The sequence below is a fragment of the Streptomyces sp. CNH189 genome (genome assembly GCF_000527195.1).
Map to the genome: position 1 here is coordinate 126,122 of NZ_AZUS01000009.1, position 23,465 is coordinate 149,586.

General features: G+C 72.9%; 25 protein-coding genes and 1 tRNA gene. 11 read left to right on the plus strand and 15 right to left on the minus strand.

Annotated elements, in window-relative coordinates; translation table 11 throughout:
- Positions 1–25 precede the first annotated feature (25 nt).
- From mshC to B100_RS0114660, 4 genes are all read right to left on the minus strand, one after another.
- Positions 26–1,255: a cysteine--1-D-myo-inosityl 2-amino-2-deoxy-alpha-D-glucopyranoside ligase gene (gene mshC / locus B100_RS0114645; protein WP_024885196.1), complete on the minus strand. Its 1,230-nt coding sequence runs from the start codon at positions 1,253–1,255 to the stop codon at positions 26–28.
- A gap of 122 nt (positions 1,256–1,377) precedes the next feature.
- Complete coding sequence (locus B100_RS0114650; protein WP_486585644.1) at positions 1,378–2,211, minus strand: SCO1664 family protein; 834 nt, start codon at positions 2,209–2,211, stop codon at positions 1,378–1,380.
- Positions 2,175–2,765, minus strand: coding sequence for a DUF3090 domain-containing protein (locus tag B100_RS0114655; RefSeq protein ID WP_024885198.1), 591 nt, complete (start codon positions 2,763–2,765; stop codon positions 2,175–2,177). Before B100_RS0114655 ends, B100_RS0114650 begins: the two co-directional genes overlap by 37 nt.
- Before the next feature lie 86 nt (positions 2,766–2,851).
- On the minus strand, positions 2,852–3,538 hold the full coding sequence (locus tag B100_RS0114660; protein WP_024885199.1) for a histidine phosphatase family protein: 687 nt from the start codon (positions 3,536–3,538) through the stop codon (positions 2,852–2,854).
- 122 nt (positions 3,539–3,660) lie between these two features.
- Between B100_RS0114660 and corA the strand changes: the two genes are divergently transcribed.
- Positions 3,661–4,656, plus strand: coding sequence for a magnesium/cobalt transporter CorA (gene corA, locus B100_RS0114665; protein ID WP_024885200.1), 996 nt, complete (start codon positions 3,661–3,663; stop codon positions 4,654–4,656).
- Positions 4,657–4,662: 6 nt separating this feature from the next.
- Here corA and B100_RS0114670 read toward each other — a convergent pair whose 3' ends face one another.
- Both B100_RS0114670 and B100_RS0114675 read right to left on the minus strand, forming a co-directional pair.
- Entirely contained in the window at positions 4,663–5,451 is a 789-nt protein-coding gene (locus B100_RS0114670) for a ferritin-like domain-containing protein (protein ID WP_024885201.1), read from the minus strand.
- Between the two features lie 373 nt (positions 5,452–5,824).
- Positions 5,825–6,880, minus strand: a complete 1,056-nt coding sequence (locus B100_RS0114675; RefSeq protein ID WP_024885202.1) for an LLM class F420-dependent oxidoreductase — start codon at positions 6,878–6,880, stop codon at positions 5,825–5,827.
- Positions 6,881–7,069: 189 nt separating this feature from the next.
- Here B100_RS0114675 and B100_RS0114680 point away from each other — a divergent pair, with 189 nt between their 5' ends.
- Both B100_RS0114680 and B100_RS0114685 read left to right on the plus strand, forming a co-directional pair.
- Positions 7,070–8,056 (plus strand): aldo/keto reductase, encoded by a 987-nt coding sequence (locus B100_RS0114680; RefSeq protein ID WP_037722818.1) that lies wholly within the window; start codon positions 7,070–7,072, stop codon positions 8,054–8,056.
- Positions 8,053–10,125 (plus strand): helix-hairpin-helix domain-containing protein, encoded by a 2,073-nt coding sequence (locus B100_RS0114685; protein ID WP_024885204.1) that lies wholly within the window; start codon positions 8,053–8,055, stop codon positions 10,123–10,125. Before B100_RS0114680 ends, B100_RS0114685 begins: the two co-directional genes overlap by 4 nt.
- 276 nt (positions 10,126–10,401) lie before the next feature.
- On the opposite strand, the gene B100_RS0114690 is transcribed toward B100_RS0114685, so the two are convergent.
- A complete protein-coding gene (locus B100_RS0114690; RefSeq protein ID WP_024885205.1) occupies positions 10,402–11,085 on the minus strand; it encodes a hypothetical protein in 684 nt (227 codons plus the stop codon).
- 47 nt (positions 11,086–11,132) lie between these two features.
- On the opposite strand from B100_RS0114690, the gene B100_RS0114695 reads away from it, so the two are divergent.
- A complete protein-coding gene (locus B100_RS0114695; RefSeq protein ID WP_004933366.1) occupies positions 11,133–11,321 on the plus strand; it encodes a DUF5703 family protein in 189 nt (62 codons plus the stop codon).
- Positions 11,322–11,399: 78 nt separating this feature from the next.
- On the opposite strand, the gene B100_RS33950 is transcribed toward B100_RS0114695, so the two are convergent.
- From B100_RS33950 to B100_RS0114715, 3 genes are all read right to left on the minus strand, one after another.
- Positions 11,400–12,224 (minus strand): chaplin, encoded by an 825-nt coding sequence (locus B100_RS33950; protein WP_037722822.1) that lies wholly within the window; start codon positions 12,222–12,224, stop codon positions 11,400–11,402.
- A 167-nt stretch (positions 12,225–12,391) separates the two neighbouring features.
- Positions 12,392–12,625 (minus strand): chaplin ChpH, encoded by a 234-nt coding sequence (gene chpH / locus B100_RS0114710; RefSeq protein WP_006135972.1) that lies wholly within the window; start codon positions 12,623–12,625, stop codon positions 12,392–12,394.
- 162 nt (positions 12,626–12,787) lie between these two features.
- Positions 12,788–14,113, minus strand: a complete 1,326-nt coding sequence (locus tag B100_RS0114715) for a M20/M25/M40 family metallo-hydrolase (protein ID WP_024885207.1) — start codon at positions 14,111–14,113, stop codon at positions 12,788–12,790.
- A gap of 200 nt (positions 14,114–14,313) precedes the next feature.
- Between B100_RS0114715 and B100_RS0114720 the strand changes: the two genes are divergently transcribed.
- Positions 14,314–14,398, plus strand: a tRNA-Leu gene (locus B100_RS0114720).
- 63 nt (positions 14,399–14,461) lie between these two features.
- Positions 14,462–14,839 carry a YchJ family metal-binding protein gene (locus B100_RS0114725; RefSeq protein ID WP_024885208.1) on the plus strand — a complete coding sequence of 126 codons (378 nt, stop codon included), beginning with the start codon at positions 14,462–14,464 and terminating at the stop codon, positions 14,837–14,839.
- 16 nt (positions 14,840–14,855) lie between these two features.
- Here B100_RS0114725 and B100_RS0114730 read toward each other — a convergent pair whose 3' ends face one another.
- Entirely contained in the window at positions 14,856–15,557 is a 702-nt protein-coding gene (locus B100_RS0114730; protein ID WP_024885209.1) for an FCD domain-containing protein, read from the minus strand.
- Positions 15,558–15,694: 137 nt separating this feature from the next.
- Here B100_RS0114730 and B100_RS0114735 point away from each other — a divergent pair, with 137 nt between their 5' ends.
- Together B100_RS0114735 and B100_RS0114740 are read left to right on the plus strand one after the other, a co-directional pair.
- The gene (locus B100_RS0114735) at positions 15,695–16,213 is read left to right on the plus strand and encodes a gluconokinase (protein ID WP_024885210.1); all 519 of its coding nucleotides are present in this window, start codon (positions 15,695–15,697) and stop codon (positions 16,211–16,213) included.
- Between the two features lie 67 nt (positions 16,214–16,280).
- Positions 16,281–17,678, plus strand: coding sequence for a GntT/GntP/DsdX family permease (locus B100_RS0114740; RefSeq protein WP_024885211.1), 1,398 nt, complete (start codon positions 16,281–16,283; stop codon positions 17,676–17,678).
- Positions 17,679–17,742: 64 nt separating this feature from the next.
- Here B100_RS0114740 and B100_RS0114745 read toward each other — a convergent pair whose 3' ends face one another.
- The 4 genes from B100_RS0114745 to B100_RS0114760 form a co-directional block, all read right to left on the minus strand.
- A complete protein-coding gene (locus tag B100_RS0114745; RefSeq protein WP_024885212.1) occupies positions 17,743–18,366 on the minus strand; it encodes a cytochrome b/b6 domain-containing protein in 624 nt (207 codons plus the stop codon).
- Positions 18,350–19,123, minus strand: coding sequence for a molybdopterin-dependent oxidoreductase (locus B100_RS0114750; protein ID WP_024885213.1), 774 nt, complete (start codon positions 19,121–19,123; stop codon positions 18,350–18,352). Before B100_RS0114750 ends, B100_RS0114745 begins: the two co-directional genes overlap by 17 nt.
- An 83-nt stretch (positions 19,124–19,206) precedes the next feature.
- Positions 19,207–20,748, minus strand: coding sequence for an APC family permease (locus B100_RS0114755; RefSeq protein ID WP_024885214.1), 1,542 nt, complete (start codon positions 20,746–20,748; stop codon positions 19,207–19,209).
- A gap of 53 nt (positions 20,749–20,801) precedes the next feature.
- Positions 20,802–21,752 carry a hypothetical protein gene (locus tag B100_RS0114760; protein WP_024885215.1) on the minus strand — a complete coding sequence of 317 codons (951 nt, stop codon included), beginning with the start codon at positions 21,750–21,752 and terminating at the stop codon, positions 20,802–20,804.
- Positions 21,753–22,002: 250 nt separating this feature from the next.
- On the opposite strand from B100_RS0114760, the gene B100_RS0114765 reads away from it, so the two are divergent.
- Genes B100_RS0114765 through B100_RS0114775 form a run of 3 tightly spaced genes read left to right on the plus strand, consistent with a single transcriptional unit; the run spans position 22,003 to position 23,336 of the window.
- Positions 22,003–22,578 (plus strand): NUDIX domain-containing protein, encoded by a 576-nt coding sequence (locus tag B100_RS0114765; protein ID WP_024885216.1) that lies wholly within the window; start codon positions 22,003–22,005, stop codon positions 22,576–22,578.
- 27 nt (positions 22,579–22,605) lie between these two features.
- Positions 22,606–22,998 (plus strand): DUF202 domain-containing protein, encoded by a 393-nt coding sequence (locus tag B100_RS0114770; RefSeq protein ID WP_024885217.1) that lies wholly within the window; start codon positions 22,606–22,608, stop codon positions 22,996–22,998.
- A 29-nt stretch (positions 22,999–23,027) separates the two neighbouring features.
- Positions 23,028–23,336 carry a DUF202 domain-containing protein gene (locus tag B100_RS0114775; protein WP_486585645.1) on the plus strand — a complete coding sequence of 103 codons (309 nt, stop codon included), beginning with the start codon at positions 23,028–23,030 and terminating at the stop codon, positions 23,334–23,336.
- The last annotated feature ends 129 nt before the right edge of the window (positions 23,337–23,465 follow it).

The window sequence follows — 23,465 nt, forward strand, 5'->3', positions numbered from 1 at the left end:
CCCGCGCCCCTTGAGGCGCGCTTTCCTACAGGGCGACGCCGAGGAGGGCGTCCACGGCGCGGGAGACGACGCCGGGGGCGCCGGGGTCGGTGCCGCCGCTCTCTTCCTGGAGCACGGTCCAGCGGTCGACGGCGGCGAGCGCGGCCGGTGCGTTCAGGTCGTCCGCGAGGGCGTCGCGGATCTCCTCGACGAGCGCCTCGGCGGGCGGTCCGTCGGGACGGGAGACGGCGGCCCGCCAGTGGTCGAGCCGGGTCAGGGCGTCCTGGAGGACCTGGTCGGTCCACTCCCAGTCGGAGCGGTAGTGGTGGGCGAGCAGCGCCAGCCGGATCGCCGCCGGGTCCACGCCCTCGCGCCGCAGCCGGGAGACGAAGACCAGGTTGCCCTTGGACTTGGACATCTTCTCGCCGTGCAGGGCGACCATGCCGGCGTGCACGTACGCCTTGGCCATGGGGTACTCGCCGGTGAGCACCTGGGCGTGCGAGGCGCCCATCTCGTGATGCGGGAAGACCAGGTCGGAGCCGCCGCCCTGGATGTCGAAGGTCATGCCCAGGTGGTCGAGGGCGATGGCCACGCACTCGATGTGCCAGCCGGGGCGGCCCCGGCCGAGCGAGCCGCCGTCCCAGCTCGGCTCGCCCTCGCGGGCGGCCATCCAGAGCATCGGGTCGACGGGGTTCTTCTTGCCCGGGCGGTCCGGGTCGCCGCCGCGTTCGGCGGACAGCAGCCGCATGGCGGCGGCGTCCAGGTGCGAGACCTGGCCGAAGTGCCGGTCGGACTCGACGGAGAAGTAGGTGTCGCCGTCGATCTCGTAGGTCGCGCCGAGCTCACGGAGCCGCTCGACGATCGGGACGATGCCGGGTATGGCCTCGACCGCGCCTATGTACTGCCGGGGCGGCAGCATCCGCAGGGCCGTCATGTCCTCGCGGAACAGGGCGGTCTCCTGCTCGGCGAGCGCGGTCCAGTCGACGCCGTCGCGCTCGGCCCGCTCCAGCAGCGGGTCGTCGACGTCGGTGACGTTCTGGACGTAGTGGACCTGCCGCTTGTTGTCGAGCCACACGCGCTGCACGAGGTCGAACGCGTTGTACGTAGCCGCGTGTCCGATGTGCGTGGCGTCGTAGGGCGTGATGCCGCAGACGTAGAGACGGGCGACGGGACCGGGGTCGAGGGCGACCGGACCGCCGGTCGCGGTGTCGTGGATCCTCAGGTCGCGGCCCTGACCGGGCAGGGCGGGGACTTCGGAAGCGGGCCAGGCATGCATGTCATGAGCCTAACCGGACCCGAGTTCCAGATACGAACCGGAACGGGCTGTATGGCCGGGAAGGCGGTCTTGCGCGGCACCGCGCGCCGTGCCTGGCCCGGCCGGGGACGGCGGCGGGGCCGTCAGACCGGGGGCCAGGGGATGGCCGGCCACTCGGTGCCCGGTTCCGGATGGGTCCCGGTGGTGAGCAGGGCCTCGACGCGGACGCGGGTCGCCTCGATCTCCGCGGGGGTGATCAGCGAGGTCAGGACGGTGGTGAGGGGGCCGGAGGCGGCGAGGGCCTCCCTCAGGGCCTTGAGGACGTCCAGGGCCTCCTCGGTCAGCGGCTCCCCCGCCCAGCCCCACAGCAGCGTGCGCAGCTTGTTCCCGGTGTTGAAGGTGACCCCGTGGTCGATGCCGTACAGCGGGCCCTCCGCCGTGGGCAGCAGGTGCCCGCCCTTGCGGTCGGCGTTGTTGATCACCGCGTCGAGCACGGAGAGACGGCGCAGCCGGTCGTCGTCGGCGTGCACGAGCAGCGCGGTGCGGCCCTCGCCGACCTCGGCGAGGCCGACCGCCTTCCAGCCCGGTCCCGGTTCCTCGCCGTCGACCAGGGCGAGCAGCTCGTCGCCCGGCGCGGTCTCGATCCACAGCTGGCACATGCCCTCGCCGTACGGGCCGTCGCGCAGCACGGTGGGCGGCACCAGGTCCCAGCCGGTCGCCCGGGAGACCTCGTACGCGGCGACCTCGCGCCCGGCGAGGGTGCCGTCGGGGAAGTCCCACAGCGGCCGCTCCCCCGCGACCGGCTTGTAGACGCAGGCGGCCTCGCGGCCCCCGTGGGTGACGGTGCAGTACAGCGCGGCGTTCGACGCCTCACGGATGCGTCCGCGCACGGTCAGCTCGCCGCGGGCGAGCAGCTCGGCCGCGGCCGGGTCGGTGGCGGTCACGCTCCGCGGCGGTATCCGTTCTGGCGCGGACATACGTGTCCTTCCGGGTCGAGCGGGAGACTGCACAGAGGGCACGGCGGACGGCCCGCGTTGACGACGTCCAGGGCGCGCTTGGCGAAGGCCCGCGCCTGCGCCCCGGTGAGGCGGACGCGGAGCATCGGGGGGCCGTTCTCCTCGTCCTGGAGCAGCCGCTCCTCCGCCTCGGCGAGGTCCTCCTCGGATTCGGCGTCCAGTTCGACGAGGGCCTGCGCCTCCACGATCATCCGCTGCTCCTCGCCGTCCCAGGCGAGCGCCATGGTGCCGACGCGGAACTCCTCCTCGACGGGGGTGTCCAGCGGGGCTGTGTCGGTGATCTCGGTCGGTGCCATGGCGGGCACCGACGCGCTGCCGCCGCTGCGCCGTACGACCTCGTCGAGCAGTTCGTCCATCCGCTCGGCGAGCGCCGCGACCTGCGTCTTCTCCAGGGCCACGCTGGTCACCCGGGAGCCGGCGATGGCCTGGAGGAAGAACGTACGGCGCCCTGGCAGTCCGACCGTGCCGGCCACGAAACGTTCCGGTTGGTCGTAGAGGAACACCTGACGGGACACGTCCTGTCTCCATTGAAAGTCGGGGAACGGGCGAGGGTGGATCGGTACGCAACTCTGCGGTCGCTTCACCCTACTGCGGGGAACGATCACGGTGCGCCCGCGTCGCCCCCCACGGTGGCGTCGCCGGCCGGCGGCTCCTCGCGCGGCGCCAGGGACGCGAAGTCGCCGGTGTCACCGAGGCGCAGGAGGAACGGCCGCAGCCGGGTGTAACGGATCGCGGTGATGGAACACGGTTCGACGGAGATCCGCTGGAAGAGGTCGAGATGAAGTCCGAGGGCGTCCGCCACCAGAGACTTGATGATGTCGCCGTGCGAGCACATCAGATACACGGCGTCGGCGCCGTGGTCGCGCTCCACGCGCGCGTTCCACTCGCGCACCGCCTCGGCGGCGCGCGTCTGCATCGCGCGCATGGACTCCCCGCCGGGGAAGGCCGCGGCCGACGGGTGCGCCTGCACCACGTCCATCAGCGGTTCGTCCTTGAGTTCGGCGAGTTTGCGGCCCGTCCAGTCGCCGTAGTGGCACTCGCCGATGCGGTCGTCGGTGTGGTGGGTGAGGCCGGGACGGGCCTCGAGCAGCGGGCCGACGGTCTCCCGGCACCGGTCGAGCGGGCTGGTGACGACCTCGGCCAGGGGCACCGGGGCGAGCCGTCCGGGCAGTGCGGCGGCCTGCGCGGTGCCGCGGTCGTCGAGGTGGACGCCGGGCGTCCAGCCGGCGAGCAGTCCCTCGGTGTTGGCGGTGGATCGTCCGTGCCGGACCAGGAGCAACGTGGGCATGCGGCCCAGGGTAGGCGCACCGGCGCGCGCGGGGTTCGGCGCGGGAGGGGAACCGGGCGGCCGCCGGGCATGGGAGCAGGACAGGACGGCAGGGGACCTGCCGGGAAGGGAGGACACGTTTCGTGATCGTCGACTGTGGCGTCTACCGGGAGGGGCACCGGTCGGAGGGCCCCAAGGACTTCTCCGACGCGCTGGACGAGGCACGGTCGGCGGGAGGTTTCGTCTGGATCGGGCTGCACGAGCCGACGGCGGAGGAGTTCGACCTGGTCGCACGGGAGTTCGGGCTGCATCCGCTGGCGGTGGAGGACGCCCTCAAGGCGCACCAGCGGCCCAAGCTGGAGGTCTACGACGACTCGGTGTTCGTGGTCCTCAAGCCGGTGGTGTACGAGCCGGACGGGGACACCGTCTCCTCCGGCGAGATCATGATGTTCCTGGGCGATTCGTTCGCGGTGAGCGTACGGCACGGGGAGGGTGCCCCTCTGGACGCGGTGCGGGACCGGCTGGAGCGGGAGCCGGAGCTGCTGGGCGAGGGTGCGACGGCGGTGCTGTACGCGGTCGCCGACGCCGTGGTCGACCACTACCTGGAGGTGGCGACCGAGCTGCAGACCGACCTGGAGGAGCTGGAGACGGAGGTCTTCACGCCCGACGCGGGCGGTTCGCGCAAGACCGCGTCCCGGATCTACGGCTTCAAGCGGCAGATCCTGGAGTTCCGCCGTGCCACCGTGCCGCTCACGGCGCCCATGGCCCGGCTCGCGGGGGCCGGCACGTCCGGTGCGCGGGTGCCGTTCGTGGAGGACGGGGCGCGGCCGTACTTCCGTGACGTCCACGACCACCTCACGCGGGTGAACGAGTCGGTGGAGGGCCTGGACCGGCTGGTGTCGGACGTCCTGTCGGCGCACCTGGCGCAGGTGGGTGTGCAGCAGAACGACGACATGCGGAAGATCTCCGCGTGGGCGGCCATGGCCGTGGTCCCCACGATGATCGCGGGGATCTACGGGATGAACTTCGAGCACATGCCCGAGCTGCACTGGAGGTGGTCGTATCCCGTGGTGATCGCGGCGATGGCCGCCCTGGAGGTGCTGTTGTTCCGCACCTTCAAGCGCCGGGGGTGGCTGTAGGGCCGGTCAGGCCGCTTCCGGTTCCGGGGTCGCCGGGCCGCCCAGCGCGTCGCGGCGTTCGGGCATCCGCAGCGAGACCATGCGACGCCAGCCGCCCAGGCGTTCGTACAGATACATGGCGTGGATACCGAAGGCGAGGAGCGCCGCCTTGGGCTTCGGCCAGCCCAGGACGCGGCCCATGTGCGCCATCACCGCGAGGCTGACGTCGCGGTAGACGCGGATCTCGGCGAGCGCGCACTCACGCAGGGTGCGCTGGATGGCGCGGCCGTGTCCCGCGTAGGCGAAGCGCAGCAGTTCCTCGTGGCAGTAGGCCAGGTGGTTGTCCTCGTCGTTGGAGATCATCCGCACCGCGCGGCCGAGGTCGGGGTGGTCGGCGAAGTGCTTGCGGAGCAGTTCCATCTGCTCGGAGGCGCGCTGCTCGGTGACCCGGCTGTGGGCGAGGTAGGTGACGATGTCCTGCACGGTGAGCGGCTCGTCACGGTTGAGCTGGTCGTGCGCCAGGCCGATGCCGTTGCGCTCCAGCAGCATCGTGTAGTCGGTCTCCGGCGGGACCGGGACGGGCTCCAGGCCGCGCTTCTTGAGCAGGGCGTTGAAGATCCGGCCGTGCTTGTCCTCGTCGGCGCCGTGCCGGGTGATCTTGGGGGCGAGGCCCCGCTGGGTCTCGGGCACGAGCGCGGCGATACGGGCGTTCTCCCAGCCGCCCTGGGATTCGCCGCTCGCGGCGATCGAACAGAACAGCGCGAACGACTCGTCGTTGTCGAGGATCTCCTGGAACAGGCTCTTCGCCGACAGCATGAGGCCACCTCTCCACGGCGTCCGCAGGTCCGCGGTCCGCACGTCCACAGTTCCGCAAAGTTGGAGTCAAGTGCGCCGGTGGGGGTGCGGCAACAGGTGCGGCGGACAACTCCGCCAATTGGAGTACGTGCGGGGTGAAGAGGGGGCGAACCGAAGCGCGGGAGGGGTGTGCGGACGCGTACGCGCGGGCGGACGGGAGGCGGTGAGGGGCGCGGGGGTGGTACGTGGAGGTGCGGGGGCGCGTAACCCCGGGGGCCGGCGGGCGTTGAGGTGGATGACGGCCGTGGCGGGGTCGACCCCCGAGCCCCCACCACGGCCGCGGAACCCCGGCCGCCGCCGCGCGGGACGCGGCGGCGGCGGCCGTACGGCCGGGTCAGGCGAGGCCCGCGCGCTCCAGCGCCTCGACGCCGGCGCGCAGCGAGGAGAGCCGCTCGTCGAGGGTGAAGCCGGCCGGGGCGAGGGTGAGGGTGGTGACCCCGGCGGCGGCATAGGCCTTCATGCGGTCGGCGATGCGGTCGACCGAGCCGAGCAGGGTGGTGCCGTCGATCAGGTCGTGCGGGACGGCGGCGGCAGCGCCCTGCTTGTCGCCGGACAGGTACTTGTCCTGGATCTCGGCGGCCTCCTGCTCGTAGCCCATGCGCCGGGCGAGCTGGTTGTAGAAGTTCTGCTTGCGGCTGCCCATGCCGCCGACGTACAGCGCCGTGTAGGGGCGGAAGGTGTCGGCGAGCGTGGCGAGGTCCTTGTCGTCGCCCACGGCGAGCGGGAGCGTGGGGCAGATGTCGAAGCCGTCGAGGGTCTTGCCGGCCTTCTCGCGGCCTGCGCGCAGGTGGCGGACGGCGGTGTCCTCCAGGTGCTCGGCGGACGGGAAGATCAGCAGGGCGCCGTCGGCGATCTCGCCGGTCTGCTCCAGGTTCTTCGGGCCGATCGCGGCGATGTACAGCGGGATGTGCTCGCGCTGCGGGTGCACGGTGAGCTTCAGGGGCTTGCCCGGGCCGCCGGGGAGGGGCAGGGTCCAGTGCTCGCCGTCGAAGGAGAGGCGCTCGCGGGTCATCGCCCTGCGGATGATCTCGACGTACTCGCGGGTGCGGGCGAGCGGCTTGTCGAACGTGACGCCGTACCAGCCCTCGGAGACCTGCGGGCCGGAGACGCCGAGGCCGAGGCGGAAGCGGCCGCCGGAGAGGGAGTCCAGCGTGGCCGCGGTCATCGCGGTCATGGCCGGCTGGCGGGCCGGGATCTGGAAGATGGCGGAGCCGACGTCGATGCGCTCGGTGCGGGCGGCGACAAAGGCGAGGACGGTGGCGGCGTCGGAGCCGTAGGCCTCGGCGGCCCAGCAGACCGCGTAGCCGAGCCGGTCGGCCTCCTGGGCCACGGCGAGGTTGTCCGCGTCCATTCCGGCGCCCCAGTAGCCGAGGTTGATCCCTAGCTGCATGGCCGTCTCCCCTTACCGATCAGTAACGTGATGTGTGCGCCGACCTTATACCTCCGGTGGTCGCGGGTGGGGTTCCCGCGGGGCCGCCGACGCGGTCCCGACCGGCGGCCGCCGCCGTCGCGGGGCGCCCGGAAAACGGTTGTCCACAGGCCCCCACACGCAACGCTCTGGCCAGTAATCTCGGCGTTCATGGAGCAGAGGCATCTCGGCCGTACCGGCCTGCGTGTGTCCCGTATCGGGCTCGGTACGCTCACCTGGGGCCGTGACACCGACGAGCACGACGCGGCAGAGCTCTTGAAGACGTTCTGGGACGCCGGCGGGACGCTGGTCGACACGGCCGACGTGTACGGCGACGGGGACGCCGAGTACCTGCTCGGACGGCTGATGGACGGGCTGGTGCCGCGCCGGGACCTGGTGATCTCCACGAAGGCCGGCAGCGTGCCCGACCCCGACCGCCGGTTCGACGGCTCACGCGGGCATCTCCTGTCCGCCCTGGACGCCTCCCTGGCCCGCCTCGGTACCGACTACGTCGACGTGTGGCACGTCCACGCCTACGACCCCGCCACCCCGCTGGAGGAGACGCTCCAGGCGCTGGACATCGCCGTCTCCAGCGGCCGGGCGCGCTACGCGGGCGTCTCCAACTACTGCGGCTGGCAGCTCGCCAAGGCGGCGACCTGGCAGCTGGCCGCGCCCGGCGCACACACCCGCCTGGCGAGCACCCAGATGGAGTACTCCCTGCTGCAGCGCGGGGTGGAGCGGGAGGTGCTGCCCGCCGCGATCGACCTGGGCATCGGCATGCTGCCCTCCTCCCCGCTCGGACGGGGCGTGCTCACCGGCAAGTACCGCAACGACGCCACCCCGGTGGACTCGCGCGGCGCCTCGGAGCACCTCGCGCCGTTCGTCGCCCCCTACCTGGACGACACGGCGAGCCGGATCGTGGACGCCGTGACGACCGCGGCCGACGGGCTCGCCGTGACCGCGCTGCAGGTGGCGCTCGCCTGGGTCCGCGACCGGCCCGGGGTGACCGCGCCCGTCGTGGGCGCCCGCACGGCGCAGCAGCTGTCGGCTGCGTTGTCAGTGGAGGCGCTTAGTCTTCCTGACGAGATCTGCCGGGCGCTCGACGACGTGTCGGCTCCCGTGCACCGCTATCCCGATCACGACTGGAGCACGCTGTGAGCACGCCCGAGACCCCGGAGGAGCCGAAGAGCTCGGCGGACGACGCGCCCGCCGAGGGCGCGCAGGTGTCCGAGGCCGAGGCCGAGCTGGCCGCGCAGCGCCTGGAGCGGGAGCGGATCGAGCGGCGGAAGGCGGAGCGTCAGGGCCCGATCGCCGCCGGGACCGCGCTGAGCGGCACGGCCGCGGACCTGCTCGCCGCCGTACGGGCCGTGGAGAGCGGCGAGAAGCCGCCCGCCACCGTGTTCGAGGAGGCAGGGCCGGCGCCCCGGCGTCCCGCGCCCGAGCCGGTGCGGCGGGCTCCGGTGGTGAGCCAGGGGCCCGCGGCCCCCGCCGAGGGCACCGTCGGGGAGGTCCGGGAGGTGCTGGCGCAGGGCGGTGCGCCCGCCGCTCTCGCCGCCCCGGCCGCCTCCGTGCTCGGGGAAGGTGCCGCGCGCGTGCTGCGTGACGATCCCTGGCAGTTGCTGCGGGTGCCGGGGGTGCGGCCGGAGCAGGCGGACGGGTTCGCGCGGGCACTGCTCGGCGGGGAGGCCGGGCCCGCCGACGAGCGGCGGGGGCGGGCCGTCACCGTCTGGCTGCTGGAGCAGGCCGCCCCGGCCGGGCACACGGTGCTGGAGATGGCCGCGCTCACCGAGGCGCTGGGCCGGCAGGGGGTGCCCGCCCCTGAGGACGCGGTGCGCGACGCCATCGCCGAGGGCGACGTCCTGGTCTTCCAGGACGGCCTGGTCGACGACGCCGCGGAGGACGGGGGCGAGGGCGAGGCCGCGGAGGGCGAGGCCGAGGAACAGCCGGTCCAGGTCCTGGTGGGTCTGGAGCGCTGCGCACTGGCCGAGGAGAGCCTCACCGACGGCCTGGCCCGGCTGATCAACTCGGTGCCCAAGCAGGACGGGGCGGGCGAGGACTGGGAGCGCGCGGCCGCCGCGGCGGAGGGCTCCGCGGGCGAGCTGATCCGCGCGGTCGCGGGGCACGGGCTGGTGCTGCACACCGGCGGGGAGGCGGCGCTGGCCGAGCCGGCCGCCCTCCTGGACGCGGCGCACGCCATGGGGCTGCGCGCCTGGGCCGCCACGCACGGCCCGGTCGGGCGGGCCCGGTTCGCCGACCGGGTGGACGGCCCCGGCGTCGCCACGGTCGCCGGGACGCTGTCCGGCGCCGAGGGGCCCGGGCGGGACCCGGAGGGCGCGCTGGCCCTGGACCTGCTGGTGGTGCTGGACGCACCGCAGCTGGACGTGGAGACGGGCGCGCTGCTCACGGAGTCGCTGCCGGACGGGGCGCGCCTCGTGCTGTCCGGTGACCCCGGGGTGCTGTGGTCGGTGGGCCCCGGGCGGGTGTTCGCGGACCTGCTGGCGGTGCGGGCCTGTCCGCAGATCGCCTCCCGGCGGCCGGACCCGGGGCCGCTCGGCGAGCTGGTCTCGGGCATCGGCGTCGGTGAGCTGCTCCAGGTGGAGGCGCCCGGCAAGGAGGTCGTCATCGTGCCCGTGCGGGACGCGGGCGAGGCGGTGCACCGGACCGTGCAGCTGGTGGTGGACTCGGTGCCGCGGGCCATCGGGGTTCCCGCGGAGGAGACGCAGGTCATCACGCCGGGGCACGGCGGCGCGGTCGGGACGCGCGTGCTGAACGCGGCACTGAAGGAGCGGCTCAACCCGGGACCGGGCCGCTTCGGCGGCTTCGACCCCGGCGACCGGGTGGCGTACTCCCCCGCCCCGGGGCGCACGCTGCCGGGCCGCGTGGTCGGGGCGGACGGCGAGGGCCTGCGCCTGGACTGCGGGGGCGAGCGGATCGTGGTGCCGAGGGAGCGCGTGGAGCAGTCGGTACGGCACGGCTGGGCGCTGACCGCGCACCAGGCGGTGGGCTCCCGGTGGCCGGCGGCCGTCGTGGTGCTGCCCGGCGACGCGGTGCCCGCGCTGAGCCGCCCTTGGATCTACACGGCGTTCAGCCGCGCCGACCGCCACCTGTCGGTGGTCCACGGCGTCGACCAGGCCCTGCCCCGCGCCGTGGCCGAGGTTACGGCGAAGCCGCGGACGACCCGGCTGCCGGTGCTGCTGGCCCCACAACTGCCGACGCCGCCCGCCTGAGCGAGCCGTTGCCGACCTGGAGCCGGCAACGCACCTCGACGGCGCAGCCGCCCGACGCGGGCCCGCGCCTGCCGGGGGCCCCGGATGTGGCTGAGCCGGCTGCCGCCGGCCGGGAGGCCAGGGGACCGGCGGTCGGCTGGGCAAGCTGCCAGCCGTTGACGGTCGGCGGGCCACCGGGACGACGCAGGCGCCCGGCGCGGGTCCGCGCCGGCCGGAGACGCAGGACGGCGGCGGCACCGGAGTGCCGCCGCCGTCGGCGCTGTACCGCGAATGGGGTCAGCGGTCCGCGTCGAGTGGTTCCAGCTCCTCGTCCGGGGCCAGGACCGCCTCGATGTCGTCGTCGCTCTCGTCGTCGCCGTCATCGTCGTCGTCGAAGACCGCGCTGACGTCGAAGCGGCAGACCACCGTCTCCGGGTCCACCTGCTCGAAGGGCGCCTCGAGCCACTCCCCCGGGTCCGGGATCTCGTCCGATGCCGTGACCCAGAGCGTGGAGTCGCCCTCCTCCAGGCCGAACTCCTTGTGCCGGGAGGCGATCTCGTCCGGTTCGTACTCGCCGAACAGCAGGCCGAGCGCCCCGTGAACGGTGCCGGAGGCCTCCGGACTCTCGTCGTCCGCCTCCTCGATCCGCTGGGCGTGGGCCAGCAGCCGCTGCGGTTCGGCGACGGCGTAGTCGCGACGGATCAGCACGCTGACGGCGTTCGGTTCCTCGGGCCCGGCGTACGGCGGAAGGGCTTCCTCCGCACTCGGGATCTCGAAGGGGGTGACCTCGTCGTAGCGGTCGTAGAGCAGTTCGTCGTACGTCTCCGCGGCCGCGGCCAGCTGGTTGAAGGCCTCGTAGACGGCCGGGTCGTCGTCCCCCGACCGGCTCTCGACCGCGGCCAGGTGGCGGTCGATCGCGGTCTTCACCGCCTCGGCGGCGGCACGTACCTCGGCAGCGGTGGGCTGCGCAGCATCAGACATAGTGCAGACGCTATCCGTACCGGGGGCCGGCCCGCACAATAGATGCGATGCCGGAATACGAATTTGTCGACGTGTACGTGCCGCGCGGGGTGTCCCGCAAGGAGACGGCGCGTCTGCTGACGGACCATGCCGAGTACGGTCACTGGGAGTTGTACCGCCTGACGCTGATGCGTGACGGCAGCCGCAGGGTGCGGCTGCGGCGGCGGATCATCCGCCAGGTGCGCGCCACCTGGTGAGCTGAGCGCGCCCGACCGGAGTCAACAGGTGGAGCGGACCCCGCGTTCTGTCGCGGGGTCCGCTCCGTGTGTCCGAGATCACGCCGCGGCGCGCGCCTTGCGGTAGAGGACCGCGCCGGCGAGCAGCGCACCCGCGCCGACGGGCAGCACGAGGCCCATCGGCAGCTCGCTGCCGGTCTGGGCGAGTTCCGCGTCGCCCTGCGGGCCGGACTGGGCGCCCGGCTGGTTGCCGGACGAGGGGCCGCCCGGGGTGCCGGGGGTCCCGGGCTCACCCGGGTTACCGGGCTCACCGGGGTTGCCCGGCTCTCCAGGGTTGCCGGGGTTACCGGGCTCACCTGGGTTGCCAGGCTCACCCGGGTTGCCAGGCTCACCGGGATTGCCAGGCTCACCGGGCTCCCCCGGGTTACCCGGCTCACCAGGGTTGCCGGGCTCCCCCGGATTACCCGGCTCCCCCGGCTCCCCCGGCTCCCCGCCGTCGTGCCCCGTGTTGGCGCAGCCGTTGTCGCCCGTGCCGTTGCCCACACCGATGATGTCGACGCTGTTGCCGCAGACGTTCACCGGCACGTGCACCGGAACCTGCACCACGTTGCCCGAGGCCACGCCGGGCGAACCCTTCGCCTTGCCGTGGGCGTGCGAGCCGCCGTGGCCGCCGGAGCCGCCCGTGTTGGCGCAGGCGTTGCCCACCGCCGGGTTGAGGATCCCGACGACGTTGACCGTGTTGCCGCAGACGTTCACCGGCACGTGCACCGGGGCCTGCACCACGTTGCCGGAGAGCACGCCCGGCGAGCCGCTGGCCCCGCCGGTCGCCCCGGAGTCGGCGTGGGCGGCGGCCCCGCCCGCGGCGGCGAGCACACCGGTGGCGGCGGCCATGGTCATCAAGCCCTTGCGGGTGACCTGTCGCATTTGCTGAATTCCCTGTCCTCGGACCTGCTGCCGGGAGGCGGCGTCCGCCGCGTCCCGGATTCTCGACGTATGGGGGGAACCGGTCGGCCCCGGAGCGCATGGCGCGCGCTCCGGGGCCGACGGGCTCGAACCCTCAGCGGGTGTTCCCTAGAGGGCGAGACACGACATCACGCGTTGACGCAGGTGTTGCCGAAGGCGGGGTTCAGCAGCCCGATCACGGAGATCGTGTTGCCGCAGACGTTCACGGGGACGTGAACCGGCACCTGCACGACGTTGCCGGACAGGACGCCCGGGGAGTGCACGGCGGCACCCTGGGCACCCGAGTCGGCAGCGGCCATGCCCGCGCCCGCGAGAACCAGACCACCGGTGGCGGCCGCGACGGCGACGACCTTCTTCAGCATGTATTCCTCCTAGTTGGCAATGTGATCCAAAGTCGCGGATCACATCACGGGTAACGAGGAGGAAGTAATGAGGCTACGAGCTTATGGTCGCATTCACTCTTCCCGGTCAACTCCGTACGTCTGCCCGATTCTTGGGATCACCGGCGCTCGCCGGAACACACCTCAGGACGCGTCGAGGAATCGGTCGAGCACACGGACGCCGAACGTGAGGCCGTCCACCGGCACCCGCTCGTCGACACCGTGGAACATGCCCGCGAAGTCCAGCTCCGGGGGCAGCTTCAGCGGCGCGAAGCCGAAGCAGCGGATGCCCAGGTCGTCGAAGGACTTGGCGTCGGTGCCGCCGGAGAGCATGTACGGCACGGCGCGCGCGATGGGGTCCTCGGCGCTGAGCGCGATCTGCATGGCGTCGACCAGCCGGCCGTCGAAGTCGGTCTCCAGGGCCTTGTCGGAGTGCACGTCCTCGCGCCGCACGCGCGGGCCGAGGATCCGGTCGAGGTCGGCGAGGAACTCCTCCTCGTAGCCGGGCAGGAAGCGGCCGTCGACGTGCGCGGTGGCCTGGCCGGGGATGACGTTGACCTTGTAGCCGGCGCCGAGCTGGGTGGGCGCCGCCGAGTTGCGCAGCGTCGTGCCGATCATGCGGGCGATGCCGCCGAGCTTGGCGAGGGTCTCGTCCATGTTCTCCGGGTCGAGCTCGGTGCCGAGCGCGTCGGAGAGCTCGTCCAGGAAGGCGCGGACGGTCTTGGTGACCCTGACCGGCCACTTGTGGCGGCCGAGCCGCGCCACGGCCTCGCACAGCTCGGTGATGGCGTTGTCGTCGTTGGTCATCGAGCCGTGGCCGGCCGTGCCGTCGACGGTGAGCCGCATCCAGTGCATGCCCTTCTCGGCGGTCTCCACGAGGTAGAGGCGCAGCTTCTCGTTGACGGTGAAGGAGAAGCCGCCGACCTCGCCGATCGCCTCGCTGACGCCGTCGAACAGCTCGGGGTGCTTGTGCACCAGGTGCTTGGCGCCGTAGGTGCCGCCGGCCTCCTCGTCGGCGAGGAAGGCGAGGACGACGTCCCGCGGAGGCTTGCGGCCGCTGCGCATGCGCTCGCGGACGACCGCGAGGGTCATCGCGTCCATGTCCTTCATGTCGACGGCCCCGCGTCCCCACACGCATCCGTCGGCGATCTCGCCGGAGAAGGGGTGGTGGGTCCAGTCGTCCGCGTTGGCGGGGACGACGTCGGTGTGGCCGTGGATGAGCAGGGCGGGCCGCGACGGGTCCTCGCCCTCGATCCGGGCGACCGTGGAGGCGCGTCCCGGGTGGGACTCGAAGATCTGCGGCTCCAGGCCCACTTCGGCGAGCTTCTCGGCGACGTACTCGGCCGCCTTGCGCTCGCCGGGGCCGGAGTGGTCGCCGTAGTTGCTGGTGTCGATCCGGATCAGCTCGCGGCAGAGGTCCACGACCTCGTCCTCACCGGTGACGCCCTTGGCCGGGTCCGTCTGGCTCACGTGCTTCCTCCCGCTGCTGGTGTTCCCGCTGGTGGGTCCCCCTCATCCTCCCTCGCCGGCGGGCCCGCCCCAAGACCAGGCCCGGCCCGCCACGCGCCGTTCACGCGACGGCGCGGCGGGCGGGGGTGATCGGCCACCCCTGAACACCTGGTAATGTTTACGTCGTCGCCGCGGGGGGAAACCCGCGCGACAGACACCTTGTCCGGGTGGCGGAATGGCAGACGCGCTAGCTTGAGGTGCTAGTGCCCTTTATCGGGCGTGGGGGTTCAAGTCCCCCCTCGGACACTTGGAACACGAGGGCCGCGACCGCGAGGTCGCGGCCCTCGGTCGTTGTACGGAAGGTGCCTCATGACGTCTCGCACGCCCTGCCCCTGCGGCCTCCCCGAGACCTACGAGGAGTGCTGCGGCCGCTTCCACGGCGGAGCCGCCGCCGCGCCCACCGCCGAGCGGCTGATGCGGTCGCGGTACTGCGCGTTCGTGCGGCAGGACGGGGCGTATCTGCTGCGGACCTGGCACCCGCGGACGCGGCCTGCCCGGCTGGACCTCGACCCGGGGATGCGCTGGACCGGGCTGGAGATCCTGGCGACGGAGGCCGGCTCCGCCTTCCACACCACCGGCACGGTGACCTTCCGTGCCTCCTACCGAGGCGGCTCCCTGCACGAACGCAGCCGCTTCGAACGCGTCGACGGCGCCTGGGCGTACGTCGACGGCGACTTCCTGGAGTAGTCCGGATTTGGCGGCGCTACGGCGCCAGGACGTCCAGTTCCTGGAGGGCGCCCTCGGTGATCTCCCGGGTGAGTTCCTCCGCGCGGGCCGCGTCGCGGGCGCGGACGGCCTCCGCGAGCTGGACGTGGAGGGTGACCGCCGCAGGGTCGGGGTCCTCGAACATGACGTCGTGGTGGGTGCGTCCGGCCAGCACCTCCGCGACGACGTCGCCGAGGCGGGCGAACATCTCGTTGCCGGAGGCGGTCAGGATCACGCGGTGGAACGCCACGTCGTGGAAGAGGTAGCCCTCCAGCTTGTGTCCGCGTGAGTGGGCGACCATTCCGAGGGCGCACTCGGTGAGTTCGGCGCACTGCTCGGCCGTGGCGTTGCGCGCGGCCAGCCCCGCCGCGACCGGTTCGATCGCGGAACGCAGCACGGTGAGGGAGCGCAGCTGGCGGGGGCGGTCGGCGCCGGCCAGGCGCCAGCGGATGACCTGGGGGTCGTACACGTTCCATTCGCGGGCCGGCAGGACGGTCACGCCGACGCGGCGCCGCGACTCCACCAGGTGCATGGACTCCAGGACGCGGACCACCTCGCGCATCACGGAGCGCGACACGTCGAAACGCTGGGCGAGCTCGTCGGTACGCAGGACACTGCCGGGCGGGTACTCGCCGGCGGTGATCTCGGGGCCGAGGGTGTCCAGTACGCGGCCGTGCAGCCCCCGGCCCATGGTGCTCATGCACTCAGAGTACGGGTCGGGTCACCCGAAGAAAAGGTCAGACTTATTCGTCACAGACTCTTGAAGTCGTCGTACTTATGAGTTTCAGTTGCCGTCGACATCAGGTGTCGACGAAGACAGCAGACAGTGAGGCAGCGATGAACACCCCCCACGTCGTCGTGGTCATGGGCGTCGCCGGGACGGGCAAGACCACCATCGGTCCTCTGCTCGCGGCCCGCTTCGGCGTTCCGTACGCCGAGGGCGACGACTTCCACCCGCAGAGCAACATCGCCAAGATGTCGGCCGGCACCCCGCTCACCGACGACGACCGGTGGCCCTGGCTGGACGCCATCGGCGACTGGGCGCAGCAGCGTGCGGGTCTGGGCGGCGTGGTGAGCTGCTCGGCGCTGAAGCGGTCGTACCGTGACCGGCTGCGGGCCGCCGCACCGGGCGTGGTCTTCGTGCACCTCACCGGTGACCGCGCGCTCGTGGAGGACCGGATGTCGCACCGTAAGGGGCACTTCATGCCCACGGCACTGCTCGACTCCCAGTTCGCCACGCTCCAGCCGCTGGGGCAGGACGAGGCCGGGGTCGCCGTGGACGTGACGGGCAGCCCCGAGGAGATCACCGAACGGGCGGCCACCGCCCTGACGGCGCTCCCCGAGCCCACCCCGTAGGTCCCCCACCGGCCCCCCCGGGGCCGGCCACTCCCCCCTCAACCCCCGTACACCCTAGGGATCCACCGTGACCAGACTCAGCGTCGAGATGCTGGCAGCGGACGCACCCGAGCCGATCACCTCGGCCGGCCACGCTCAGCTGGGCATCGCCGTCCTGGCGGGCATAGCCGTCATCGTCCTGCTCATCACCAAGTTCAAACTTCACGCCTTCCTGTCGCTGACCATCGGGTCACTGGCCCTCGGTGCCTTCGCCGGGGCGCCGCTGGACAAGGTGATCACCAGCTTCACCGCCGGACTGGGCTCCACCGTCGCCGGTGTGGGCGTGCTGATCGCCCTCGGCGCGATCCTCGGCAAGATGCTCGCCGACTCCGGCGGCGCGGACCAGATCGTCGACACCATCCTCGCCAGGGCGAGCGGCCGTTCCATGCCGTGGGCGATGGTGCTGATCGCCTCGGTGATCGGCCTGCCGCTGTTCTTCGAGGTCGGCGTGGTGCTGCTGATCCCGGTGGTGCTGATGGTCGCCAAGCGCGGCAACTACTCGCTCATGCGCATCGGCATCCCCGCGCTGGCCGGTCTGTCCGTGATGCACGGTCTGGTCCCGCCGCACCCCGGCCCGCTGGTCGCCATCGACGCGGTCGACGCCAACCTGGGCGTGACGCTGGCGCTCGGTGTGCTGGTCGCGATCCCGACCGTGGTCATCGCCGGTCCGCTGTTCTCCAGGTACGCCGCCCGCTGGGTGGACGTCCCGGCCCCGGAGCGGATGGTCCCGCAGCGGCCGTCGGAGGATCTGGAGCGGCGCCCCGGGTTCGGCGCGACGCTGGCCACGATCCTGCTGCCGGTCGTGCTGATGCTCGCCAAGGCTCTGGTCGACATCGTGATCGACGACCCCGAGCACCAGGTGCAGCGCGTCTTCGACGTGATCGGCTCCCCGCTGATCGCGCTGCTCGCGGCCGTGCTGGTCGGCATCTTCACGCTCGGCAGGCCCGCCGGCTTCAGCCGGGAGCGGATCTCCTCCCTGGTGGACAAGGGCCTGGCGCCGATCGCGGGCATCCTGCTGATCGTCGGCGCGGGCGGCGGCTTCAAGCAGACGCTGATCGACACCGGTGTGGGCCGGATGATCCTGGACATTTCCGAGGACTGGTCCATCCCGGCGCTGCTGCTGGCCTGGCTGATCGCGGTGGCGATCCGGCTGGCGACGGGTTCGGCGACCGTGGCGACCGTCTCGGCGGCCGGTCTGGTCGCGCCGCTCGCGGCCGACATGTCGACCGCGCACACCGCGCTGCTGGTGCTGGCCATCGGCGCCGGCTCGCTGTTCTTCAGTCACGTGAACGACGCCGGCTTCTGGCTGGTGAAGGAGTACTTCGGTCTGAACGTCGGCCAGACGATCAAGACCTGGTCGGTGATGGAGACGATCATCTCGGTGGTCGCGGGGGCGCTGGTGCTCCTGCTGTCCTTGATCATCTAGCCGGGTCCGGGCTCACGGAGGCCCGTCCGCCCTTCACCAGGAGGGCGGACGGGCCTCCGTCGTGTCAGGGGCGCCACAGGGGGTGTTCGCGCTCCGCCCATTCCCGGCCGACCGAGCCGGTGCGCAGGCCCCGGCGGGCCTCCGGGTCGGCGAGGGCCATGCCGATGTGCCCGGCGAGGACGATGCCGAGGGTCAGCGCCAGCCAGTCGTGGACGAAGGTCGCGGCGGTCCGCCAGACCAGCGGGGTGAGGTGGGTGAACCACATCAGCAGCCCGGTGCCGAGCATCACCAGGGTGGCCCCGGCGATCCAGGCCGCGTAGAGCTTCTGTCCGGCGTTGAACTTCCCGGCCGGGCGGGAGGCGGGGCGGCGGTCGCGGCGCAGGGCGGCCCGCAGCCAGGCCCGGTCGTGCGGGCCGAAGCGGTTGAGCCGGCCGAGGTCGGCGCGGAACGCGCGGGAGACGAGGGCGGCGAGCGCGGGGACGGGCACCAGCAGGCCCGACCACTGGTGGAGCGTGACGACCAGGGCGCGGCGGCCCACCAGCTGGGCGAGCTGGGGGACGTAGAGGCAGGCGGCGGTGGCCACGCAGACGCCCATCAGTACGGCCGTGGCGCGGTGCGCCCGCCGCTGGGCGGGACCGAAGCGCCGTACGGTCGTGGCGGCGGGCGGGGCGTCAGGTCGTGGGTGCATCGTCGCGTCCGTTCGAGCGGCCGACCCAGGCGTCGACGTCGTAGCCGCGCACCTCCCAGTAGCCCGGTTCGACGTCCTCGGTGACGGTGATGCCGGAGAGCCACTTGGCGGACTTGTAGAAGTACATGGGTGCCACGTAGAGGCGTACCGGGCCGCCGTGGCCGTGGCCGATGTCCTCGTCCCGCATGCGCAGGGCGACCAGGACGTCGGAGCGGCGGGCTTGGTCGAGGGTGAGGCTCTCGGAGTAGGCGCCGTCGAAGCAGGTGAAGCGCACCGCGCGGGCGGTGGGGCGCACGCCGGCCGCGTCGAGGAGCCGGGACAGCGGCACCCCTTCGAACGGCGTGTGCGGCACCCGCCAGCCGGTGACGCACTGGACGTCGCGGACCGTACGGGTCTGCGGCAGGGCCTTCAGGTCGGCGAGCGTGTAGGTGGCGGGGCGGTCGACGAGGCCGTCGACGGTGAGGCGGTAGGTGCGTTCGTCCTTGCGGGGGACGGACGCGGTGACCGAGTAGTAGCGGAAGCCGCCGCCGTTCGGGAGCAGTCCGGTCAGGCCGGTGGGGTCGCGTTCGGAGGCGCCGGCGAGGAAGGATTCCAGGCCGCGCTGGAGGGCGGGCGCGGCAGCCAGGCCGAGCGCGCCGAGGCCGAGGGTGCCGAGCAGGACGCGGCGGCCGACGGGCTTGCCGCGCGCGTCCGGGTCGTCCGCCTCGGCTCTCGTGCGGGGGGCGTCCGGGTCGCGCGGGGGCTGTTCGGGGTTCACCCCGACATTCGAGCACCCGCGCCCCGGGCCGGGCCAGGGAACGCGGGTGCTCGTCAGACTTCCGTAAGACGGGTGCGGGTGTCCTACGGGGTGCGCTCGGCCTCCTTCTCCAGCTGGAAGGCCTCGTTGCCCAGGCCGATGCGGGCGTGTGTCTCGGGGGCGCGGGCGCGCAGGATCGCGCCCTGGACCAGCCCGATCACGAGGGCGAGGCCGATGACGCCCGGCAGGATCCAGCGCAGCGCGGAGTCCGGGCCGGTGCCGACCAGCACGTCGAAGTCCTTCACCGTGTAGACCGCGATCACCACCAGGGCGAGGCCGGCGACGGTCGAGGTGACCAGCCGCCAGGCCTGCGCGCTCGCGGCGCCGCGCCGTACGAAGAAGACGACGACGGACAGCGAGGCGATGGCCATCAGCACGATCACGCCGAGCGCGCCGATGTTGCCGCCCCAGGTGAACAGGTGCAGGACGGGCGCGGTCGGGTCGCCGGCCGGCTTGTCGTCGGTGAGCGCGAAGGTCAGCACCAGCACCGCCGCGATGCCGGTCTGCAGCAGGGAGCCGGTGCCGGGGGCGCCGCTGGTGCCGGTGGTGCGGCCGAAGGTGGCGGGCAGCAGGCCCTCGCGGCCCATGGCGAAGGCGTAGCGGGCGACGACGTTGTGGAAGCTGAGCATGGCCGCGAACATGCCGGTCACGAACAGGATGTGCAGGACGTCCGTGAAGGTGGAGCCGAGCCGGTCCTCGGTGAGGAAGAACAGCAGGCCCGCACTCTGCTCCTGGGAGGTGCCGACGATGGCGGAGGGGCCGGTGGCGACGGTGAGCGCCCAGCTGCTGATGGCGAAGAAGACGGCGACGCCGGTGACGGCGAGGAACATCACGCGCGGCACCAGCACGTGCGGCCTGCTGGTCTCCTCGGCGTACACCGGGGCCTGCTCGAAGCCGAGGAAGGCCGCGATGCAGAAGCACAGGGCGGTGCCGACGCCTGCGCCGGTGAGGGTGTCCGGGTTGAAGGCGTGCAGCGACAGGCCCTCCTTGCCGGGGTCGGCGACGGCGGCGATGTCGAAGACGACGACCAGGACCACCTCGATGACCAGCAGGACGCCGAGCACCTTCGCGTTGACGTCGATCTTCAGCCAGCCCAGCGCGCCGACGGCCAGCACGGCGACGAGGGAGGGTATCCACCAGGCGACCTCGAGGTCGGCGTAGGTGGCGAAGAGGCCGGAGACCTCGAAGCCGAAGATGCCGTAGATGCCGACCTGGAGGGCGTTGTAGGCGACCAGAGCGACCAGGGCGGCGCCCGCGCCGGCGGTGCCGCCGAGCCCGCGGGAGATGTAGGCGTAGAAGGCACCGGCGTTGTGGACGTGCCGGCTCATCTCCGCGTATCCGAGGCTGAACAGCACCAGTACGGCACCCAGGACCACGAAGAGCAGAGGCTGGCCGACGATCCCCATCACCGCGAATGTGGTGGGCATGACACCGGCGACCACCATGAGGGGGGCGGTCGCGGCCAGGACGGAGAGCAGCAGGCCCCCCGTGCCGAGGCGGTCGGCCCGCAGGGCGCGGTCCTGCCCCTTGAAGGTGCTGATCCCTTCGGCCGGGGCTCTGTTGGTGCTCGAACTGTCCGTCGTCATCTCGAGACCGTCCTTGGGTCGGTGGTGGGTGCGGGGGGGCGTCGGGGTGGGGGTCAGGCCGTGCCCAGGGCGGCGGCGCGGGCGGTACGGAAGGCGGTGACGCCGTCCCGGTCGGGATAGGACCAGGGGGCGGGGGTGGCGTGCTCGCCGATGCGGTGGAACAGCGCGGCGGCCTCGGCGCCCCGGCCCTCGCAGACCTTGGCGTGGGCGAGGAAGTTCAGGTCGACCAGGCGGCGGGGGTGGTCCTCGTGCTCCCACTCCAGCCACCAGTCGAAGGCCGCCTTCATCACCTGCCGGGCGCGGCGTCCGACCCAGTGCCCGGAGGCGACCGGGTCGGGGGGTTCGTGTCCGGCGGCGGCCAGGGTGCGGTAGCGCTCGGCGTGCGCGATGACCGGCAGGATGGCGAGCGGCGAGTCGGCGGGGGCCTGTTCGGCGGCCCAGTTGGCGAAGTCGTACACCTCGTGCAGCGGGTCCGGGCCCGCCTCCACGCGGCGCTCCGCGAGCCAGCCGACCACCAGGTGGTGGGCGTGGTGGTGGTCGGCGTAGCGGGTGCGGACCTGCTCGAAGACGCGGACCACGTCGCCCTCCGCGCCCAGCGAGCACTCCAGCATCAGTGACCCGAGCCAGGGCGTCGGGTCGTCCGGCAGCAGCGTGGCGGCCTTCTGGCAGGCGTCGCGGACCCGGGCGGGCTTTTCCTTGCCGCGCAGCCCGCGCCGCACCTGGGCCAGGGCGAGCAGCACGGTCGCGTCGCCGGAGTCGGGCTCGGCGAGCAGCCACTCACGGGCCCACGGGGCGCAGTACGGCTCGCCGGCGAGCACCGCGATCCGGTGCCCGCGGCGGTCCCAGTCGTCCCCCGTCCGGACCAGCAGCGAGCGGGTGCTCTGCCACCGCCCCTGTGCCAGTGCGGCCCGCGCGGCGACGAGTTCGGCGTCGTCGAGGGCCTCGTCATGGGCCTGTGCCGCTCGTTTGCGGGCACGGCCGAGGGGAGGCGGGGGTGGGGACACCGCGGAACTTCCTCACGCGCTTCTCTTGTCATACGGCTCACGGCGGGTGGTCGGTGGCAGTGGTCGGCTGCCGCCTGCCATGAGCTGATCACGGACAGCAAACCGTCCGCCAACGGATCACGTCAAGGGCGCAGAGGGTGTTACACGCGTCAACTGCGGTCACGAACGGGCAACTTGTGGCGTCGAGAGGCGGGCGCGCACCGCGGGTGCCGTGCGGGACGTGAGGCGGGCTCGCTGCTTTGATGGCGGTATGAGTGAGAGCGGCACGTGTGGCAGTGGAACGAGCGGGAGCGGTCGGAGTGCGGACGAGATCATCGACGTCGTCGACGAGCGGGACCGGGTGGTGGGGCAGGTCCGGCGCGGGGAGGCGTACGCGCGGGGGCTGCGCCACCGGTGCGTCTTCGTCCTGGCCAGGGACGGCGCGGGCCGGGTCTTCGTCCACCGCCGCACGCCGGACAAGCTGGTCTTCCCCTCGCTGTACGACATGTTCGTCGGCGGGGTCGTCGGCGCGGGCGAGGAGTACGACGAGGCGGCCCTGCGGGAGGCCGAGGAGGAACTCGGCGTGAGCGGCCTTCCGCGCCCCTCGCACCTCTTCACCTTCCTGTACGACGACGGCGCGGACCGGACCTGGTGGTCGGCGGTGTACGAGGTGCGCTGCGACCTGCCGGTGCGGCCGCAGGCCGAGGAGGTGGCCTGGTACGACTTCCTGCCGGAGGAGGAGGTCGAGCGGCGGCTCGGCGAGTGGGAGTGGGTGCCGGACGGGCTGGCGGCGTACGAACGGCTGCGGGCGTACCGGGCGGGCGCACGCGGGCACGGGACCGGCTGATCGGAGGCGACCGGTAGGGTCGCCGACGTGATCGAGTTTGTACGGAACGTCCGGTTGTGGTTCTCCCCCGCCGAGGTGCGGGAGGACGGGGAGACGCCCGACTACCGCTTCTCCCTGGCGAACGAGCGGACGTTCCTCGCCTGGCTGCGGACCGCGCTCGCGCTCATCGGCGGCGGGTTCGCGGTGGACCAGTTCCTGCCCGACCTGCGCTGGGGCTGGCGGGTCGGGCTGGCCCTCGCGCTGCTGGCGGCCGGTGCGCTGTGCGCGTTCCGGGCGGTCAACCACTGGGTGCGGTGCGAGCGGGCCATGCGGCGCGGGGAGGACCTGCCCGTGTCGCGGTTCCCGGCGCTGCTGGGGGTGGTGGTGGCGGGGGTCGCCGTGGTGATGGTCGTGGTGGTGCTGGTGGGGTGGGAGCAGTGACGCCCGGGGCGGCTGCGGGGGCGGGGCGGGTGGACCGGGATCCGGGGCTGCAGCCCGAGCGGACGCGGCTGGCGTGGCGGCGGACGACGCTCGCGGCCACGGTGGTGGCCGTGCTGGCGGGGAAGGCGGGGCTGGCGGGCGGGGCGTCGGCGGGTGTGCTCGCTGCGGGGGCCGTGTGCTGTGCGGGGTGGGCGGGGGTGTTGGTGGTCGCCCATCGGCGGATTCGGGGGTTGGCGGGGGGTGGGGAGCCTGAGCGGCTCTCGCTTCGCTATGCGGTAAGGATTGTGGTGTGCGTGCTGGCGACGGTGGGGGGTGGGGTGGGGGTCGTGCTGTGGTAGGGGTTTCTCGCCCCCGCCGCCCTTTCGCTTCCCGATCCTGGGGCCGCGCCCCAGACCCCCTTTCGGCCCTTCGGGCCTGTCCTCAAACGCCGGACGGGCTGCGAATCAGCCCCCTCCGGCGCATGAGGA

What these genes read in the sequence shown, in the direction of transcription:
- B100_RS0114660 (WP_024885199.1), bottom strand. Translation starts at nt 3,538, where the DNA reads ATGCCCACGTTGCTCCTGGTCCGGCACGGACGATCCACCGCCAACACC.
- B100_RS0114680 (WP_037722818.1), top strand. Translation starts at nt 7,070, where the DNA reads ATGGAGCAGAGGCATCTCGGCCGTACCGGCCTGCGTGTGTCCCGTATC.
- B100_RS0114650 (WP_486585644.1), bottom strand. Translation starts at nt 2,211, where the DNA reads ATGTCCGCGCCAGAACGGATACCGCCGCGGAGCGTGACCGCCACCGAC.
- B100_RS0114670 (WP_024885201.1), bottom strand. Translation starts at nt 5,451, where the DNA reads ATGCTGTCGGCGAAGAGCCTGTTCCAGGAGATCCTCGACAACGACGAG.
- B100_RS33950 (WP_037722822.1), bottom strand. Translation starts at nt 12,224, where the DNA reads ATGCGACAGGTCACCCGCAAGGGCTTGATGACCATGGCCGCCGCCACC.
- B100_RS0114730 (WP_024885209.1), bottom strand. Translation starts at nt 15,557, where the DNA reads ATGAGCACCATGGGCCGGGGGCTGCACGGCCGCGTACTGGACACCCTC.
- B100_RS0114765 (WP_024885216.1), top strand. Translation starts at nt 22,003, where the DNA reads ATGAGTGAGAGCGGCACGTGTGGCAGTGGAACGAGCGGGAGCGGTCGG.
- B100_RS0114695 (WP_004933366.1), top strand. Translation starts at nt 11,133, where the DNA reads ATGCCGGAATACGAATTTGTCGACGTGTACGTGCCGCGCGGGGTGTCC.
- B100_RS0114755 (WP_024885214.1), bottom strand. Translation starts at nt 20,748, where the DNA reads ATGACGACGGACAGTTCGAGCACCAACAGAGCCCCGGCCGAAGGGATC.
- chpH (WP_006135972.1), bottom strand. Translation starts at nt 12,625, where the DNA reads ATGCTGAAGAAGGTCGTCGCCGTCGCGGCCGCCACCGGTGGTCTGGTT.
- B100_RS0114725 (WP_024885208.1), top strand. Translation starts at nt 14,462, where the DNA reads ATGACGTCTCGCACGCCCTGCCCCTGCGGCCTCCCCGAGACCTACGAG.
- B100_RS0114690 (WP_024885205.1), bottom strand. Translation starts at nt 11,085, where the DNA reads ATGTCTGATGCTGCGCAGCCCACCGCTGCCGAGGTACGTGCCGCCGCC.
- mshC (WP_024885196.1), bottom strand. Translation starts at nt 1,255, where the DNA reads ATGCATGCCTGGCCCGCTTCCGAAGTCCCCGCCCTGCCCGGTCAGGGC.
- B100_RS0114745 (WP_024885212.1), bottom strand. Translation starts at nt 18,366, where the DNA reads ATGCACCCACGACCTGACGCCCCGCCCGCCGCCACGACCGTACGGCGC.
- B100_RS0114735 (WP_024885210.1), top strand. Translation starts at nt 15,695, where the DNA reads ATGAACACCCCCCACGTCGTCGTGGTCATGGGCGTCGCCGGGACGGGC.
- B100_RS0114675 (WP_024885202.1), bottom strand. Translation starts at nt 6,880, where the DNA reads ATGCAGCTAGGGATCAACCTCGGCTACTGGGGCGCCGGAATGGACGCG.